The organism is Achromobacter sp. ACM05 (genome assembly GCF_019218915.1).
Classification (GTDB): Bacteria; Pseudomonadota; Gammaproteobacteria; order Burkholderiales; family Burkholderiaceae_B; genus Achromobacter; species Achromobacter animicus.
On record NZ_JAHUWQ010000002.1, the window covers coordinates 857034 to 875169 of the forward strand.

Here is an 18136-nt window from a genome sequence, read left to right on the forward strand (position 1 = left end):
GCTGGCCGTCTCGAGAGCATCCCGCCCTTCAGCGGGCGGGGGCGGCGCGCAGGCGTAGGCGCGTGATCTCCGACGGCGCCCACAACCGCTTGGGCGGTCCCCAATAGCCGGTGCCGCGGCTGGTGTAGACCCACATCTGTCCCAACCGGTGCAGCCCCGCCGTAAACGGTTGCTGGAACCGCACGAAGAAACCCCACGGAAAGAATTGCCCGCCATGCGTATGGCCGGAGAGCTGCAGCGTGTAGCCCGCCGGTTCCGCCGCGGCAGCGCTGCGCGGCTGGTGGGCCAGCAGGATGCGCGGAAAGGCGTCGGCCGGCGCGTTGGCCAGCGCCGCACGCGGATTGCTGCGCTGCTGCGGATCGAAGGCCCCGGCGCTGAAGTCCGTGACGCCGGCCACCACCACAGGCAGGCCCGACGGATGGATTACGGCATGTTCGTTCAGGAGGACGCGCAGGCCCAGGCGGCGGAATTCAGCGATCCAGGGGCCCGCGCCCGAATAGTATTCGTGGTTGCCGGTGACCAGATACACGCCGAACGGTGCGCGCAGATCGCCCAGCGGACGGGCTTGCGCCGCAAGCTGCTCGACGCTGCCGTCCACCACGTCGCCGGTGATGGCGATCATGTCGGGCAACTGTTCGTTGACCGCGTCGACAATGGCCTGCACATAGCGGCGCTTGATGGTCGGGCCGACGTGGATGTCGCTGATCTGCACGATGGTGAAGCCGTCCAGGTCTTGCGGCAGGCCGGCGATCGGCACGTCCACGTCGACCACGCGGGCGCGGCGCCGGGCGTTGTAAAAGCCCGCCAGCGTGCCGGCCAGCGATAGCCCGATGACCGTCCACGCGGTGGCGCGCCGCAGGTCGAGCCACGGCAGATCGGCGCCAGCCGCCAGATTGCCCAGCCACAGAAGCAGCATCAGCGCGTCGCGCAGCACGGTCAGCACGAAGAGTGACGAGAACAGTCCCATGGCCAGCAGGCCGACCCAGGCGATGCGGTCGCCCCAAGGCGGATTGACGGAAGAGCGCGCCAGCATGCCCATCGGGATCAGCACGCACGACAGCATCAGGAAGAGGATGGCGGCGGCAGTGCCTTCGCCACCAAGCAGCAGGTCGGGGATCAGACGGGCGCCGACGTACACATGGGCGAGGGCGCCCAGGGTCAGGAACCGCAGGAAGAATGAGGATTGGCGCAGGGACACGGCGGCGGGCGGGCGCGCCGCAACGGACGCGCAGGGAATCAGGGAATCGCCATTCTATGCTCCGGCGGCGCCGCGATTGATAAACGCGGCGCTGCGCGTCCGCTGCGCCCGGCTCCTGGGCGCCTGGCGCGGCGGCCTCAGGCAGGCTGCTCGCCTTCCCGGCAGATCAGGCTGGCGTCCATCTCGTCAAGGCGATTGATGCCCAGCATGGCCATGTTGCGGTCGACCTCGGCGCGCAGCAGTCCGATGGCATGCGCCACGCCTTGCTGGCCACCTACGGCTGCGGCGTAGTTGAAGGGGCGGCCCACGAACACGCAGCGCGCGCCCAGGGCCAGCGCCTTGAGCACATCGCCGCCGCGCCGCACGCCGCTGTCCATCATCACGGTCATCGCGCCGGCCTGGGCGACCACGCCGGGCAAGGCGCGCAGCGGCGAAATGGCGCCATCAAGCTGGCGCGCGCCGTGATTGGACACGATGATGCCGTCGGCACCATGCTGCCTTGCCAGCGCCGCGTCGCGCGGGTGCAGGATGCCCTTGATGACGAGTGTGCCCGGCCATTGCCGGCGGATGCGCGCCACGTGTTCCCAACTGAGATGGTCGCGTGCCGTGAAGTCGCGCAGCACCGAGGCGGAGACGATGGGCGCGCCGCGCGTGGCGAAGGAATTCTCGAAGTGCGGCATGCCATGCGCCAGCAGCGTGCGCACGAACGTGCCGGCCAGCCAGCGCGGGCGCGCCAGCCCGTCCAGGGCCAGGCGCAAGCTGGGCTTGAGCGGCGTCGAGAAACCCGTGCGCACGTTGTTCTCGCGGTTGGCGGACACGGGAATGTCCACGGTCAGCACCAGAGTTTCGAAGGCGGCGCGCCGCGCGCGTTCGATCAGCGCGTCGATCTTGGCGGGGTCGCCGGGCAGGTAGGCCTGGAACCAGGTGCCGGGCGCTTCGGCGATGACGGCTTCAAGTGGAATCAGCGAGGTGCCGCTCAGGATCGCGGGCACGTTCTGCTCGCGCGCCGCGCGCGCCAGCACGACATCGCCCCGGTAAGCCGACAGCGCGCTGATGCCCATGGGCGCGATGCCGAAGGGCGACGCGTAGGTGCGGCCAAACAGATCGGTCTGTTGCGTGCGGCGGGAGACATCAACCAGGACGCGCGGCGTGAACGCGTACTGCGCGAAGGCTTCGCGGTTGCCTTTGAGCGATTGGTTGTCTTCGGCTGCGCCGGCGATGTAGCCGAAGATCGGGCGCGGCAGCCGGCGGCGAGCCGCGGCTTCGAAATCGTCCAGGGACAGCATGCGCCCGAGCGCGCGGGGCAGCTTGCGGGCGAGGGCGCCAGAGGCGGCGTCAGGGGGCGCGGCGGGCAGGGCGGTGGTAGTCATGGCGGGCCGGTAAAAGCCCGTAATCTAGCAACGGCCGTCGAACGCAGAAAGCGAATAAAACTGAAGTGACCTGTTTGCTTCTGGCGAACAGGTTTTGTGCTTTATGCCTGCGTGGGCAGCGCCAGCAGCTCGCCCATGCGCACCGGGCCCGTCACCGAGGGCGTGTCGGCCCAGCGGATCTTGTCGGGTCCGAACAGGACGATGGCCGTGGAACCCAGCTTGAAGCGGCCCATCTCGGCGCCCTTTTCAAGAAAGATGGGCGCGCGGGCAGCCGCGTCGTAGCGCACGGACTTGACCCGGCGCTTGAACGGCGTGACCAGGCCTGCCCACACGGTTTCGATGGACGCCACGATCATCGCGCCCACCAGCACCACGGCCATGGGGCCGTGCTCGGTGTCGAAGATGCAGACAACGCGCTCATTGCGCGCGAACAGGCGCGGCACGTTGCGGGCGGTCAGCGGGTTGACGGAGAAGAGGCGCCCGGGCACGTGGATCATTTCGCGCAGCGTGCCGGCGACGGGCATGTGGACGCGATGGTAGTCCTTGGGCGACAGGTAGATGGTGGCGAACTGGCCGCCCTGGAACGGCGCGGCGCGCTCGGTGTCGCCACCCAGGAGGTCCGCGAGTCCGTAGCTGTGGCCCTTGGCCTGAAAGATGCGGCCTTGTTCGATCGCGCCCATCTGGCTGATGGCGCCGTCGGCCGGACACACCACCGAGCCAGGTTCTTCGTCCAGCGGGCGCGCGCCGTCTTTCAGCGCACGCGTGAAGAAGTCATTGAAGCAGTCGTAGGCCAACGGGTCTTCTTGCAGCGCCTCGCTCATGTTCACGCCGTACTTGCGGACGAAACGCGAGATCATCCAGTTCTTCACCGCGGGTTCGCGGCAGTCCGATGCGTATCCGAAGAAGCGCGACACCAGGTGGTGCGGCGCGAGATACTGGCTGGCAAGAAAAAGTTGGTCTTTGATAGGCATCTATGGCGCTAAAAAAACGCGTCCCGCATACAGCGGGACGTGGTTGATGGTTGCCGTGCGGGCCAGGTTGACGCTGGAGTCCGGCAATTCGGCGCGATTGTAACGCGGTTGCGCGCGCACGGCGCGCAAAAACGCGCTCAGGCCGCCTTGGCCGCCAGCTTGGTCTTGTAGAGCCAGTCCTTGTAGTCGTCCAGGTCGCCGTCGAACGGGTTGACCTTGCCGTCCGCAACGATGATGAACTGGTCGGTCGTGGCGCGCAGCAGATGGCGATCGTGCGACACCAGCACCAGCGTGCCTTCGAACTGCGCCAGCGCATCCGTCAGCGCCTCGCGCGTTTCCAGGTCAAGGTGGTTGGTGGGTTCGTCCAGCAGCAGCAGGTTGGGGCGTTGCCACACGATTAGCGCCAGCGCCAGCCGTGCCTTTTCGCCGCCAGAGAAAGGCGCGATCGAGCTGGTGGCCATCGCGCCATTGAAATTGAAGCTGCCCAGGAAGTTGCGCAGTTCCTGTTCGCGTACGGTCGGCGCAATCTTGGTCATGTGCCACAACGGAGATTCGTCGTGCCGCAGCATCTCGACCTGATGCTGCGCGAAGTAGCCGATGGACAATCCCTTGTTGAACTGCGTGTCGCCGGCCAGCGATTCGATCTCGCCCGCGATGGTCTTGATGAAGGTCGACTTGCCTGCGCCGTTGATGCCCAACAGGCCGATGCGCTGGCCCGCCTGCAGCGAGAAGTTGATGCCCGACACGATGATCTTGTCGGACACGGCGTCGGTGGCCTCGTCCTCGATGCGATAGCCCGCGCTGACCTTGTCCATCGTCAGCAGCGGATTGGGCGCGCGCAGCGGCTCGCGGAATTCGAACGAGAACTCGGCTGCGGCGCGCAGGGGCGCCACTTCTTCCATGCGGGCCAGGGCCTTGATGCGGCTCTGCGCCTGGCGTGCCTTGCTGGCTTGCGCCTTGAAGCGGTCAATGAACGATTGCAGGTGCGCGCGCTGGCGCATCTGCTTTTCCATCATGCCCTGCGCCAGTTCAAGCTGCGCGGCGCGCTGGCGTTCAAACGACGAATAGTGGCCCGAGTAGCGCTTGAGCTTGCGTTCGTCGATGTGGACGATCACGTTCACCACGCCGTCCAGGAAGTCCCGATCGTGCGAGATGACGATGAGCGTGCCCGGATAGCGCTTGAGCCAGTCTTCCAGCCAGATGATCGCGTCCAGATCCAGGTGGTTGGTGGGCTCGTCCAGCAGCAGCAGGTCGGACGGGCACATCAGCGCCTGCGCCAGGTTCAGTCGCATGCGCCAGCCGCCCGAGAAGCTGGTGAGCGGCAGGTGCATCTGCGCCTGCGTGAAGCCCAGGCCGGTCAGCAACTGCTCGGCGCGCGAGTGGACGGTGTAGGCATCGGCGTCGGCCAGCGCGGCGTAGATCTCGCCCATGCGCAGGCCGTTTTCGGCGCTTTCAGGCTCGGCTTCCAGCGCGGCCAGTTCCGCTTCCAGCTTGCGCAGCGTGGTGTCGCCGTCGATCGCGTACTCGATGGCGGGGCGGTCCAGCGCAGGGGTTTCCTGCGCGACGTGGGCCACGCGCCAGGACGCCGGGTAGTCCAGGTCTCCCTGATCGGCGTGCAGCGTGCCGCGCAAGAGGCCGAACAGACTCGACTTGCCCGCGCCATTGGCGCCGATGAGGCCGATCTTGTCGCCGGGGTTCAGAAGCAGGTCGACCTTGTCGAGCAACGGCTTGACGCCGCGCATGAGTGAAACTTGTTGGAAGCGGATCATGAATGTAGGACTGGATGGCGCGATGCGCGCGCGGCAAGACGCCCTCTGGGGGCTGTATGCAGGAAAGCAGGAACCGCGGCGGGATGGCACGCGCATCATGCGCGCCGGCGCGAACGTGGTCGGATGAAGCGGACTCAATCCGAACGAAGGGGGGATTGTACCCGGCCGGGCAGGTCTGGCCGGGAAGCTCCGGCCGGGCAGGTCCGGCCGGGAAGGTCCGGCCGGGCAGCCTCGGTTGCGGCGATCCGGCCGGACAGTTCCGGCCGCATCCCCCTACGGCGTCTGAATTGCCGCCGCCAGCGCCAGCACGCGCTCGGCCTCGCTGGCATGCAGGTTCTCGACCAAGGCCCCGTCAACCACCGCCACGCCTTTACCTTCGGCCTGCGCGGCCCGCCACGCGTCCAGCCGTTTGCGCGCCGTATCGAGCTCTTCTGCCGTCGGCGCAAAGGCGGCATTCGCAGCGGCGATCTGGCGCGGATGGATCAGCGTCTTGCCATCGAAGCCCTGGTCGCGTCCTTGCCGGCAGGCGTCCTGCAAGCCAGCATCGTCGTTCAGATCCAGATGGACGCCATCCAGAACCGCAAGGCCGTGCGCCCGTGCTGCCATCACGGCAAGCGAGCGCGCCAGCAGCGTCTCGTCGCGCGACGGCGTGTGGCGCGCATGCAGATCCTTCACCAGATCAGACGTACCGACGACGATGGCGGCCAGCCGTTCATGGCCGCCAGCGATGGCATCGAGCCGCAGAAAGCCCAGCGGTGTTTCGGCCATGGCCCACAACGGCAGATCCATGGGCGCGCCCGCCGCGTCCAGGGCCTGCGCCAGCGCGGCCAACTGGGCGGGGGATTCGACCTTGGGCAGCAGCACGGCATCGGCGCCGGCTTGCGCAACGGCGCGCACGTCGTCCATCCCCCACGGCGTATCCAGCGCGTTGACGCGCACGATGCACTCGCGCCGTCCATAGCCGCCTTCGCGCAGCGCCGCGGCGACCTGGGCACGGGCCTGCGCCTTGGCGTCGGGCGCCACCGCGTCTTCCAGGTCGAGGATCAGCGCGTCCGCGTCGAGCGTGCGTGCCTTGTCCAATGCGCGCGCGTTGGCGCCGGGCATGTAGAGAACGGAGCGGCGGGGGCGGATAGGGGCGTTCATGCGGGCGGTCTCAGAGTTTGGGCAGGCTGCCGACGATGGTGACGGGCGTGGTGCAGACGTAGCCCACGCCATAGACGGTGCGGATGCCCAGGTCGCCACCGGCCAGCTCGCGCAGCTTGCGCCGCAGCCGATGCATGTGGGCGTCCAGCCGATGCGTGTCGTAGGCCTCGGCGCTTGCGCCCAGGGCTTCAACGAGGCGGGCGCGCGTCAGCGGCAGTGGCGCCGCCTGGATCAGCGCGCCGATCAGGCGGCTTTCGGTATCGGTGATGTCGACGCTGATCTGACTGGGCGAGGTCAGCGTGCGGCGCGCGGGGTCGAAGCGCCAGGCGTCCGATTGCGCGTCCTCTGTGTCGGCGGCCGGCACGACGCGCAGGCGCCGCGACAGCGACACCAGCGTGGCGCCGAGTTCGGCCAGGTTGACGGGCTTGGTCAGGTAGTGGTCGGCGCCCAGGCTCAGGCCCGATACCTTGTCTTCGCTCAGAAGCCGTCCGGTGAGCATGATGATGCCCATTGACGGATAGGAGGTGCGCAGATGCGACACGCGCGCCAGCCCATCGCCGTCCGGCAGCATGGCGTCCAGCACGAGGATCGCGGGCGTTACGGTGAGCAACAGCTCGTCAAGCTCGGCCAGCGAGCCTGCGGTGAGGATGGTCTTGTCCAGACCCAGGTCCTGGATGTACTCGGCGATGGAGTCGCGCCAATCCCCGTGGTCGTCGACGACGATGATCGTCACGGTGTGGCGCGCTTGGGCGCTCCGGGGGCGAACAGGTGTGTTCTGGTCATGCTGTGAATTCTTGAATGGCCGCGATCGCGCGGAAAAATCAGAGGACGACGGTATACGTCTTTGGCGTGCGTGCGCGCAGAATATCATTCCCGCCGATGCGGCGGCGCGGCATGGATCAAGGATGCGATCCAGGCGGCAGGGAAAAATCAGTTGGTCAAAAATTGCGCAGCCCGGTGCGCATCCCCCGAAAGGCCATCAGCCGGGCGTTTGGGTTTTTCTTATCCACAAATTCTGTGGATAAGAAGAACCGGGGTGGATACCGTCCCGCCTACGAAGGGAGTAATTCCACCGGCACACCCTCGGGCACTTTGCGCATCCGATCGCGTTCAATCCGGGCCGGCGCAAAGCGCGTTTTGCGCGCAGCAGCATTTTGCAGCAGCACCGACAGCACCGAGCCCTTATCCTGGATCCAGCGCGTTTTGCCGCGCAAGAGCTTGACGGCATTGTCCGCGGTGCCCAGCCGGTACGACATGGCATTGATCTCGATCGAGGACTTGCCGTTGAACCGCGATTCGTCGATCTCGGTGATGGCGGCCGCGTCCAGATTGTTGCTCTCGTGGTCGATGCGGTAGACGTACTTGAGCCCGTGAAACGGGTCTTCCACGACGATGAGTTTTTCCGACCCGGACACGTCGGACATCATGCCGATCACGCGGGACTCGACCATCTGGTTGCCGCGTTGTTCTTCGGTGTAAATGAAAATGCTGTGCCGCATGGGGGCGGACTGGGCCGGTGCGGCCCCTACAAGGCGAGAACGATCCATACCTGAACGAAAAGAAAAGCGGGAGGGGGCGCAAGGCCCCTGAAGACGCGCATGATACCAATTGTTTCAGGTGCGTGCTGTAACAGGCGGCGCGGGGGCTATCCCGCGCGACGCCCGCGAGCGATCAACCGCGCGCGGCGAGCTTTTCGCGGCGCTGGCGCACGGCCAGGGCCAGGGCGGCCAGCACGGGCTCGGTCTGCGTCCAGCCCAGGCAGGCGTCGGTGATGGAGACGCCATGACGCAGCGGCTCACCGGGCTTGAGGTCCTGGCGGCCTTCTTCAAGATGGCTTTCGATCATGACGCCCGTGATGCGGGAGTCGCCTTGGGCAAGTTGGGCGGCAATGTCGTTGGCCACGTCGATCTGGCGCACGTGCGACTTGTTGGAGTTGGCGTGCGAGCAGTCGATCATGACCTGTTCGCGCTGGCCGGCCTTGCGCAGGGCGTCGCAACAGGCTTGCACGCTGGCGGCGTCGTAGTTCGGGCCTTGCTTGCCGCCGCGCAGGATCACGTGGGTGTCCTGGTTGCCGCGGGTTTCGAAGATGGCGGCCATGCCCATCTTGGTCATGCCCATGAACGCGTGCTTGGCGCTCGCGGCGACCATCGCGTCGGCCGCGATCTGCACGCCGCCGTCGGTGCCGTTCTTGAAGCCCAGCGGGCAGCTCAGGCCGGAGCTGAGCTGACGGTGGCTGGGGCTTTCCGTGGTGCGTGCGCCGATGGCGCCCCACGCGATCAGGTCGGCGATGTACTGCGGGCTGAGCAGGTCCAGGAATTCCGTGGCGATGGGCAGACCCAGGCCGCTGATGTCCAGCAGCAGTTCGCGGGCGCGGCGCAGGCCTTCGTTGATGCGGAAGCTGCCGTCCAGGCGCGGGTCGTTGATGTAGCCCTTCCAGCCGACGGTGGTGCGGGGCTTCTCGAAGTAGACGCGCATGACGATCAGCAGGTCTTTCTTGTGCTCGTCGGCGGCGGCGCGCAGCTTGCGCGCGTATTCCATGGCTTGCGCGTGGTCGTGGATGGAGCAGGGGCCCACCACCAGGACCAGCCGGTCGTCGCGGCCGTGGAGCACGTCGGCGATCTGCGCGCGGCTTTGCTCGACGAGCGTCTGGATGTCGGCTGACACCGGCAGTTCATCCTGCAGCAGCGCGGGTGAGATCAGCGGGCGCACGGCGCTGATGCGGGTGTCGTCGGTGCGCGTGTTGTCCTGGGTGGCGTCGGCGGCGCCGACCTCGCGGTCGTGCAGGGGGTCGTCAATGCGGGTCAAGAGAAGCTCCGTGCCGGTAGATGCGGGAAAGTCCGCCATTATCGCACCCGCGGACGGTGGAGGCGGATGGGTGGCTGAGGCAAGTCTGTGCGGCGGGGACAGGCCCCAATGAACGGAGCCGGACGGCGGAGGCGCCGCTGGCTACGCCTATCGGTGACGAACTGAATTAACCCGTTATCGATAAAGACATGTTTCGCGTGGATGCCTTAGCATTGATTCACGCTCTCAGTTGGCCGGGTGCAACCGGCTTGCGGCAGGCGCAGGCGGGGGCCGCGTGCGGCTTCTTACCGTGTATACAGGTCCAGGACGGTCAGCAATGCCAAAACCCGATGCCGGAGCGTCCCGACGGATTCTTCTCGTGGAGGATCACCCAGTCGAACGCGCCTACCTGCAGAACATGCTGCTGGCATTGGGCTATCGCCGCGTGGCGGGCTTGGCAAGCAGCATCGAGGCGGTTGGCGCGATCACGCGTCAATATCATGACGTGCTGATCAGCGATATCGTGATGGGCGAAGGCGATGGCACGCGGCTGCCCAACGACCTGCGCAGGCTGGTGGACGCGGGGCGCCTGAAAAGCATGCCGCCGATCATCTGGATCAGCAGCCTGAGCGACGAACTGCTGCAGTCGCATGTCCGCCTGGCCCTGCAAGCCGGTTGCCCGTCGGCGCAGGCGCTTTCCAAGCCCGTGTCGCGCGTGGCGATGCAACAGGCCATCAAGAATGCGCTGCACAGCATCGACGACGAATCGGCGTCGCCGGACAAACCCAAGTCGGTGCGGCGCGAAGTCATGGAAGCCGCGCTGAGCCAGGCGCTGCTTTCCGGCACCGGGATGAGCGTGGTGCTGCAACCCCAGATCAGCCTGTCGACGGGGCGCGTGGTCGCGGCCGAGGCGCTGTCGCGCTGGATCGATCCGAAGCTGGGCGCCGTTTCCGCTGCGGACTTCGTGCCGGCGGCGCACCGGCTGGGCATGGACCGCATGCTGTTCAGCCGCGTCACCGACCGCGTGCTGAACGTGTTGCGTCAGATGCAGGACGAGGACATCGCCGTGCCGATTGCGATCAACGCCTCGGCGTCCACGCTGTGCTCGCGCGACTTGCCCGGCCTGCTGGAGCAGAAGGTAGGGCAGGCGGGACTGCCCGCACGGCTGATCAAGGTGGAGCTTACCGAGGATGAGCCGGTCAACGACTGGCTCGCGCTGTCGTCGACGCTGAACCTTCTACGTGTGCGCGGCTTTGAGCTGGCGATGGACGATTTCGGCGCCGGCATCGCGTCCATGCGGCTCTTTTCCGCCATGCCGTTCAATGAATTGAAGATCGATCGCGACTTCATCGTGCATATGCACCGCGAGCCCGCCTCGCGCGCCGTCGTGGCGGCCGCGATTGAAATGGGGCGGGTGCTGGGCCGGCGCGTGGTCGCCGAAGGCGTCGAGCAGGAGCGCGATGTGCAGCTCCTGCGCGAACTGGGTTGCGATGTGGCGCAGGGCTACGGGATTTCCGTGCCCCTGGACCCCGATGCGTTCATCGAGTTCTGCCGCACGCATTGAGGGTCACAGGTTGCACGTCACAGACCGAACACGGCAACGTCACCCGGATAGTCGACCGAAAACTTCAGCACCGTCTCGCGCGACTTGCCCGGCTCAAGTTCCCAGTCCCACACCAGCTTGCCGTCTTCCTCGCGCTTGATGTCGCGCTCGGACGGCGACAGCAGCTTGACCACGATCTTCTCGTTGCGCGAGATGGGCAGGCGGTCCGCGAAGGACACCTGTTCCTTGGTGGCCTTGTTGTTCTTGACGGTGATCTTGTACTCGTAGGTGACGCGCTTGCCGCTGCCCGAGAAACCGGTGCTTTCGGTATAGCGGTTCACCAGTTGGCGCTTGATGGAAATGCCATCGTCGGCGCCGAGGGCCAGCTCCAGTTTTTCGCCCGGCATCACGGCCTTCATGGTGCCTGACGCCACGAACGCGTCGTCCAGGAAGGTATTGAGCGGACCGGCCAGGAAGGGGAAGTCGGTGTTGTTGCTGGCCTGCGCAGTCAGGTAGACGGTCTCGCGCAGCCCCGGCGTGGATTGGTATTGCAAGGTCGCAGGCAGCTGGGTCGTTGCGATGGCGACGCGTTGCGTGGTGTTGTCCGACAGCAGCGTGGCCGGATTCTTGATCTGGAACGACGCGCTGGTCGCGGCGTTCTGGACCTGGGCCGTCGAGACATCGATGGCTTCGGCTTCGGGCTCGGGCAGCACGGCGCTGTCTTCCACCGCACTGGCGCGCGGCGCGCGCTTGGCGTGCATCTCGGCCTGCACGGCGGCGGGGGCGGGCGCGGCAACGGGCCGGGGCGGCGGGGGCGGCGCGGCCACGTCGATGATCCACGGACGCAGCGTCGGCGCGCCGCCGCCCAGGGACGGCCGGGCAGTGGACAGCGTGAGCTTCACGTTCTGCCAGTCTTCGCCGGTGTTCTGGCGGATGACGCCGAAGTAGCCCAGATCCACATTGCGGTCGGCAGGGCGCAGGCGCGCGTCGTAGGCCGGCGTCCAGCGTGCGCCCGCCACCGCATACGACAGCGCCAGGTCCAGCTTGCCCGCGCGCGCCATGTTGACCCGCAATGTGACGGTCTTCGTGCGACGGCCCGATTCGCCGCGCACCAGGCCAAGCTGGGTTTGCAGCGCCGTCATCTCGCGCTCCAGCTCGGTCTTTTGTTCTGCCACGCGCCGCAGGCCCGCCAGCGTCGTGGCCAGCGACTCGGCGCTGAGGGTCTGGATCGCCTTCAGTTCGTCCAGCGTGAGCCGCGCGCCGTCCTTGGCCGGTTCCGTGGCGCCGCGCTGCATCATCAGGATGAGTTCGCGCTGGTTATCCAGCACCGCAGCTTCGTCGTCCAGCGCGGCCTGACGGCTGACCAGCTTGTCGATCTGCGCCTCGATCTGCCGCACGCGTTCGTTGGCGGTGGCGGCTTGGTAGACGTCGCTGACCTTGACGTCAAGCAGTGTGGCCTGGCCGGTGCTCTTGGCAGACACCTGCAGCGAGTTTTCCTGGAGCGACGCGGGCAGGTTTTCCAGCACCAGCTCGTGTTCGCCCGCGGCTAGCTCGCTGCTGGCGGCGCGGGTGACGACGGCGCGATCCTGGTAGACAGTGACGGCGCCGATGGAGGAGGGCAGCGCGGCGGCGGCAGCCAGTCCGGGGATCGACGCAAAAGCCAGGGCCAGAAGGGTACGTCTCACGGGAGCACCTTTATAAAGTTGAACGCGGCTGACAGCGGGTCTCCCACGGGGACGCATCGCCGGCAAGCGCGAGAGTCTATCGCCGGCTTCGCCCGGACGGTTTACAGGAAATGACAAACGCGACAGGGGGATACGGCTGGTTCGTGAAAACTCAATCGCGCTCCGGATGCGCCAGCCGCCGCAACATGCCGACCGCGTTTTCCGCAGCCACCGATCGGTCGTGCCGCCGGTACGCCATGTCCAGCAGGGCGTGCGGGGCATCGCCCTTGATGGGCCGATACTCGATGCCTTGCGCGCCCATGTGCCGCATGGCGGCGGGCACGATCGAAATGCCGACGCCCGCCGCCACCAAACTCACGATCGACGCCATCTGCGGGGCCTCCTGGATGACGCGCGGGGCAAAGCCGGCACGCTGGCAGGCGGACTGGATGGCGTCGTACAGGCCCGCGCCGATGGGCCGCGGATACAGCACAAAATCTTCGTCAGCCAGTTCGGCGATGGGAACGGCACGTTTGCGGCTGAGCGGATGGCCGGGCGGCAGGGCGATCAACATCGGCTCGTCCAGCACGCGCTCGGATTCGAATTCGGCGTCCAGCACGTAAGGGGGGCGCACAAAGGCGACATCCACCTCGCCAGCGCGCAGCCCGCGCAGCAGCGAGATGGTATTGCTTTCGGTCAGGGTGATGCGCACGTCGGGATAGCGGTCGCGGTAGGCACGGATGGCACGGGGCAGGTAGGGGTGGAATACTGCCGATGCAGTGAAGCCCACCGTGATGGCGCCGCGTTCGCCGCGGCCCAGCCGTCTGGCCATGTCGATGGCGCGGTCGGCGCTGGCCAGGATGGCGCGCGCATCGTCCAGGAACTGGGCGCCGGCTTCGGTCAGCGCGATGCCCCGGGGCAAGCGCAGGAACAGCGGTGTGCCGATCTCGCGTTCCAGTTGCTGGATCTGCTGGCTGAGCGGAGGCTGGCCGATGCCCAGGCGGGCCGCCGCGCGCGTGAAGTGCAGTTCCTCGGCAACTGCGGTGAAGTAACGCAGGTGGCGCAATTCCATCTTTTTAAAATATGAACGGATCAGGTTTCATATATTGGACATATGCAGGGGAAAAGTCTACTTTGTCTGCACGGGCTCAAGCCCGGTGTTTTTCGAGAATCCTGATGTCTACCCCTTCTGCAAGTCCCGCAACCGAACGTGGCGCCACGGCGCCCGAGTATCTGGCGCGCGGTACGCCGGGACTGCGCCGTGCCCAGTGGGCACTCTTTGCCGCCGGTTTTTCCACCTTTTCCCTCCTGTATTGCGTGCAGCCGCTGATGCCGCTGTTCACTCATGCGTTCAACGTATCGCCGGCGCAGAGCAGCCTTGTGTTGTCGCTGTGCACGGCGTTGCTGGCCATCGCGATCTTCTTTGTGGGCCTGTTTTCCGCCGCCTTGCCGCGCAAGCGGGTCATGGCGTGGTCGCTGTTTGCCTCCGCCGTGCTCGGAACCGTCGCGGCCGTCGCGCCGGACTGGCAGAGTCTCCTGGCGCTGCGCGCGCTGCAAGGCGTGGCGATGGGCGGGGTGCCCGCCGTGGCCATGGCCTACCTGGCCGAAGAGGTGGAGCCCGGCACACTGGGCTTCGCGATGGGGCTTTACATCAGCGGCAGCGCATTCGGCGGGCTGTCGGGACGGGTCATCACCGGCCTGGTGTCCGACCATTTCGGCTGGCGCGCGGCGATGGGCACGCTGGGATTGCTGGGCCTCATCGCGGCCTTGCTGTTCGTGTGGCTGCTGCCGGCCTCGCGCCGGTTCACGCCACGCCGGGGCCAGGGATGGGCGGGCGTGTGGGCGGATGTGCGGGAAGGCGCCGGCGCGCACCTGAAGAATGGTCCGCTGTGCGCGCTGTTCGCCATGGGCGGGCTGCTGATGGGCGCGTTCGTCGCGGTCTACAACTATGTCGGCTTTCGCCTGCTGCTGCCGCCGTTCTCGCTCAGCCAGACCTTCATCGGGTTCATCTTTGTCGTCTACCTGGTGGGCATCTTCGCCTCGACCTGGTTCGGCCGCCTGGCTGACCGGCACGGGCGCGGCGCGATGCTGGCCGCCGCGTCCGGCCTTGCCCTGGCGGGCCTGCTGTTGACCCTTTCCAACGCGTTGCCCGTGCTGATCGCAGGCATCGTCGTCTTCACCTTCGGCTTTTTTGCGGCCCACGCCGTCGCGAGCGGCTGGGTCGGGCAGATGGCGCGTGGCTACAAGGCGCTGGCCGCCTCGTTCTACCTGCTGGTCTATTACGTGGGATCGAGCGTGCTTGGGGCACTTGGCGGCCAATTCTGGACCGCCGGCGGCTGGCATGGCGTGGCCGCCATGGCGGGCGGCTTGCTGGCCGCCGCGCTCGTGATCAGCGCGGGTCTCGCCTGGCGCACCGGACGGCGGCATCCCGCGGCTGGCGCCGCTGGCCCCGCCTGACCGCACCCTTTTTTCAGGGAAGGGTAGCGTCGCGTTACGCAGGGTTGCGCCACGCGCGCTTCTATCGCGATACATTCTGTATTGCGATAGGGGGAACCATGCTGACCAAGCAAGACCGCGTGTCCCTGCCATGGACCGACACGCTAGCTCGTCTGGAAGACGAACGCATCATGCTGGAGCGCATAGCTGCCGGCGTACCGATCCGGCAGGTACTGGAACATGTGCTGAACGCCGTCGAGGCGCAGTCGAGTGTGACGCTGCGCGCGTCCATCGCGGTGGTGGACGACGCGGGAACCGAATTGCGGCATTGCGCCGCACCCGGCCTGCCGGACGCGTTCAATGCCGCCGTGGACCGGGTAGCCATCGGGCCGATGACCGCCTCGTGGGGCGCGGCAGCGCATTCGGGCAAGCCGGTCTACACGGACGATATTGCCAACGATCCGCGTTGGGCGCCGTGGCGCGACCTTGCCTTGGAGAATGGCTTGCGCGCGTGTTGGTCTACGCCGATCAAGGCGCCAGACGGACGGCTGTTGGGCGTCTTCTCCAATTACTACGAAGAATGCCGGCTGCCGACCGCGCAGGATATCGACGCGATCGCGCTGGTAACGCGTAGCGCGGCGTTAGCGATCGAAAGGCATCTGCTGGACGTGGCCTTGCGACGCAGCGGCGAGCGCTGGCGGGCGATGTTCGACGGCATGCAGGAAGCGTTTTTTCTTGCCGAAGCGCTGCGCAGCGAGGACGGCCGCATCGCCGACTTCCGCTTTCTGGAGGTGAACCCCGCCTTTGAACGCCAGAGCGGCATGCGCGAGGGCGACACGCTGGGCCACACGCTGCGCGAGATGATTCCCGGCGTTCCCAGCCAGATCCTGGATACGTTCGCGCAGGTCGTGGAGTCGGGCGAGCCCGCCCAATTTGAATTTGCCGTGCCCGCGCCCAAGGATGCGTGGTACGAGGCGCGGGCGCGCAAGGAAGGCCCCGATCGCATCATGGCGCTGTTTCTTGACGTCACCGCGCGCAAAGCCGCCGAGACCGAGCTGTGGGAAGGCCAGCATCGCAAGAATTTCCTGCTGGCGCTGGGCGACCGCATGCGAGAACTCCATCTGCAGCCGGCCATCGAGGAAACCGCCTGCGCGGGATTGGGTCAGCACCTGTCGCTGGGACTGGTGGCGGTTCTGGACTGGGCCGGCGACGGCGCGGCGCCGGTGGTGTCGACCTGCTGGCGTTCCGAGCATGATGTGGCGAGCCACGGCGCGCTGGCGACAGAACAACTGGACGAAGATTTTTTCGACGCCGTCCGCAAGGGGCGCACGACCTATCTGCAGCCGCTGGTGGCGCAAGAGGGCGGCGACATCCGCCCGTCGGCCATCGTCGTGCCGATGCGCCGCTGGGCGCGGCAAGGCGGTGCGCTGCTGGTCCGCCCCTTGTCGAGCAGCCGGCTCAAGCCGGCGGATCTGGCGTTCATCGAGGAAGTCGCCGAACGGATGTGCGACGCGGTCGAGCGTTCGCAATACGCACGCATGCTGGAGCAGCGGGTGGAGCACGCCATTGCCGAGCGGGATCGCATCTGGCGAATGTCTCCCGAGCTGCTGGCCGTCATCGACAGCAGGGGCCGGTTTGCCAGCGTGAATCCGGCCGTGCAACCCATTCTGGGCTGGAGTCCCGACCAGTTTCTGTCGATGGGGCTGGCCGAGCTGATCCACCCGGACGACCTGGACGCGACGCGCACCGCCTGGTCGCCGCACGCGCAGGCGGACGGCACTCAACCCGCCCGGCACCTGGAAAACCGGGTCCTGCGGCGCGAGGGCGGCTACAGCTGGATCACGTGGAGCATGTCGTGGTCGCAAGAGAGCCTGTACGTCGCGGGACGTGATGATTCCGATCTGAAAGCGCAGGCCGAGGCGCTGGCCGACACCGAGAATGCATTGCGCCAGGCCCAGAAGATGGAGGCGGTGGGACGCCTGACCGGCGGCATCGCGCACGATTTCAACAACATGCTCCAGGGCATCACCGGTGCGCTGTATCTCATTCAGCGCAAGCTGTCTGCCGGCGTGCCCGAACAGGCGCAGCGGTTCATCACGGTGGCCATGGATTCCGCGAACCGTGCCGCACACCTGACGCAGCGCCTGCTCACCTTCTCGCGGCGCCAGCCGATCGACCCCAAGCCGTTCAGCGTGGAGGGCACGCTGCATTCCATGATGGACCTGTTCCATCGGTATACCGGCGAGCGCGTGAATCTGGTCTTCGATCTGGACCCGGACCTGTGGCCGATCAATTGCGACAAGAACCAGTTTGAGAACGCGATGCTCAACCTGGTGATCAACGCCTGCGATTCCATGCCCAATGGCGGCGTGTTGACCATTGCGGCGGCAAACACGCAGCTGGACGAAGCGTCGCTGCGCCAGAGCCCAGGCGTCAAGCCGGGCCCGTTTGTCGAGGTCACGGTGTCAGACGTGGGCTGCGGGATGTCGCCCGATGTGCTGGCGCACGCCTTCGACCCGTTCTTCACCACCAAGCCGCTGGGCGAAGGCACGGGGCTCGGGCTGTCCATGACTTACGGTTTTGCCAAGCAGGCCGGCGGCAGTGCCGTGCTGGAAAGCGCCGTAGGCGTCGGGACGTCGGTGCGGCTGTACCTGCCTCGCCATCAAGGCGTGCCGGAACAGGCCGCGGATGCGCCGCGGGCGACCGGCACGCAAGCGGCGTCGGCCGGCCAGGCCTTCGTCATCGTCGTCGAAGACGACACGAACGTGCGCGAAATGGTGCGCGAGTCGCTGGTGGATATGGGCCTGCATGTGTTGACGGCCGGCGACGGGGAGGCAGGTCTGGAGCTGGTGACGTCCACGCGTAACCTGAGCCTGCTGGTGACGGACGTTGGCCTGCCCAACCTGAACGGCCGGCAGTTGGCGGACGCCGCGCGCGTCGCTCACCCCGGCCTGCGCGTGCTGCTCATGACGGGCTACGCCGAAAGCGCGGCCAGCGCGGGTGGTTTCCTGGAGGACGGCATGGAACTCATCGTCAAGCCGTTCTCGCTGGATGCGCTGGGCGAACGGGTGCAGCGGATGCTGGAGGAGAGCGCGGGGCCGCAGCGGGCGGGGTAGAGGTCAAATAGGCGGTCAAGTGTTTCAACGGCAGGTAAAAAATGCCCCGCATGGCGGACTACCGCAGGGGGAGTAGATAAAGCGGGGGTCAGGCACGGGGCTTGCGACTAGGTTGAAGCATTTCAACCAAGGAAGGAGCTAC

Annotated in this window: 14 protein-coding genes; 4 read left to right on the forward strand and 10 right to left on the reverse strand. The window is 66.7% G+C overall.

The genetic code is table 11. The annotated features are described in order from the left end of the window. Positions 1-28: 28 nt before the first annotated feature. From KW836_RS14880 to KW836_RS14895, 4 genes are all read right to left on the reverse strand, one after another. Positions 29-1198, reverse strand: a complete 1170-nt coding sequence (locus tag KW836_RS14880) for a metallophosphoesterase (protein WP_175136561.1) — start codon at positions 1196-1198, stop codon at positions 29-31. A 137-nt stretch (positions 1199-1335) separates the two neighbouring features. After that, positions 1336-2568, reverse strand: coding sequence for an alpha-hydroxy acid oxidase (locus KW836_RS14885; protein ID WP_218343747.1), 1233 nt, complete (start codon positions 2566-2568; stop codon positions 1336-1338). A 101-nt stretch (positions 2569-2669) separates the two neighbouring features. After that, complete coding sequence (asd, locus tag KW836_RS14890; protein WP_175121608.1) at positions 2670-3539, reverse strand: archaetidylserine decarboxylase; 870 nt, start codon at positions 3537-3539, stop codon at positions 2670-2672. 137 nt (positions 3540-3676) lie between these two features. After that, on the reverse strand, positions 3677-5308 hold the full coding sequence (locus KW836_RS14895; RefSeq protein ID WP_218343749.1) for an ATP-binding cassette domain-containing protein: 1632 nt from the start codon (positions 5306-5308) through the stop codon (positions 3677-3679). On the opposite strand from KW836_RS14895, the gene KW836_RS27910 reads away from it, so the two are divergent. Continuing rightward, the gene (locus KW836_RS27910) at positions 5307-5435 is read left to right on the forward strand and encodes a hypothetical protein (RefSeq protein WP_255595679.1); all 129 of its coding nucleotides are present in this window, start codon (positions 5307-5309) and stop codon (positions 5433-5435) included. The genes KW836_RS14895 and KW836_RS27910 overlap by 2 nt on opposite strands. 146 nt (positions 5436-5581) lie before the next feature. Here KW836_RS27910 and KW836_RS14900 read toward each other — a convergent pair whose 3' ends face one another. From KW836_RS14900 to KW836_RS14915, 4 genes are all read right to left on the reverse strand, one after another. Further along, a complete protein-coding gene (locus KW836_RS14900; RefSeq protein ID WP_218343750.1) occupies positions 5582-6451 on the reverse strand; it encodes a CoA ester lyase in 870 nt (289 codons plus the stop codon). Between the two features lie 10 nt (positions 6452-6461). Then, positions 6462-7184: a response regulator transcription factor gene (locus KW836_RS14905; RefSeq protein WP_175121605.1), complete on the reverse strand. Its 723-nt coding sequence runs from the start codon at positions 7182-7184 to the stop codon at positions 6462-6464. A gap of 319 nt (positions 7185-7503) precedes the next feature. Further along, on the reverse strand, positions 7504-7998 hold the full coding sequence (locus tag KW836_RS14910; RefSeq protein WP_175121604.1) for a hypothetical protein: 495 nt from the start codon (positions 7996-7998) through the stop codon (positions 7504-7506). Positions 7999-8122: 124 nt separating this feature from the next. Continuing rightward, the gene (locus tag KW836_RS14915) at positions 8123-9256 is read right to left on the reverse strand and encodes a 3-deoxy-7-phosphoheptulonate synthase (protein ID WP_239213366.1); all 1134 of its coding nucleotides are present in this window, start codon (positions 9254-9256) and stop codon (positions 8123-8125) included. A 316-nt stretch (positions 9257-9572) separates the two neighbouring features. On the opposite strand from KW836_RS14915, the gene KW836_RS14920 reads away from it, so the two are divergent. Then, on the forward strand, positions 9573-10799 hold the full coding sequence (locus KW836_RS14920) for an EAL domain-containing protein (protein WP_218343752.1): 1227 nt from the start codon (positions 9573-9575) through the stop codon (positions 10797-10799). A gap of 17 nt (positions 10800-10816) precedes the next feature. Here the strand turns inward: KW836_RS14920 and KW836_RS14925 are convergent, their stop codons facing one another. Together KW836_RS14925 and KW836_RS14930 are read right to left on the reverse strand one after the other, a co-directional pair. After that, positions 10817-12463 (reverse strand): mucoidy inhibitor MuiA family protein, encoded by a 1647-nt coding sequence (locus KW836_RS14925; protein ID WP_370633029.1) that lies wholly within the window; start codon positions 12461-12463, stop codon positions 10817-10819. 151 nt (positions 12464-12614) lie between these two features. After that, the gene (locus KW836_RS14930) at positions 12615-13514 is read right to left on the reverse strand and encodes a LysR family transcriptional regulator (protein WP_175121602.1); all 900 of its coding nucleotides are present in this window, start codon (positions 13512-13514) and stop codon (positions 12615-12617) included. A gap of 104 nt (positions 13515-13618) precedes the next feature. On the opposite strand from KW836_RS14930, the gene KW836_RS14935 reads away from it, so the two are divergent. Together KW836_RS14935 and KW836_RS14940 are read left to right on the forward strand one after the other, a co-directional pair. Further along, a complete protein-coding gene (locus tag KW836_RS14935) occupies positions 13619-14899 on the forward strand; it encodes an MFS transporter (RefSeq protein WP_218343754.1) in 1281 nt (426 codons plus the stop codon). Between the two features lie 98 nt (positions 14900-14997). After that, positions 14998-17994 carry a GAF domain-containing protein gene (locus KW836_RS14940; protein ID WP_218343756.1) on the forward strand — a complete coding sequence of 999 codons (2997 nt, stop codon included), beginning with the start codon at positions 14998-15000 and terminating at the stop codon, positions 17992-17994. The last annotated feature ends 142 nt before the right edge of the window (positions 17995-18136 follow it).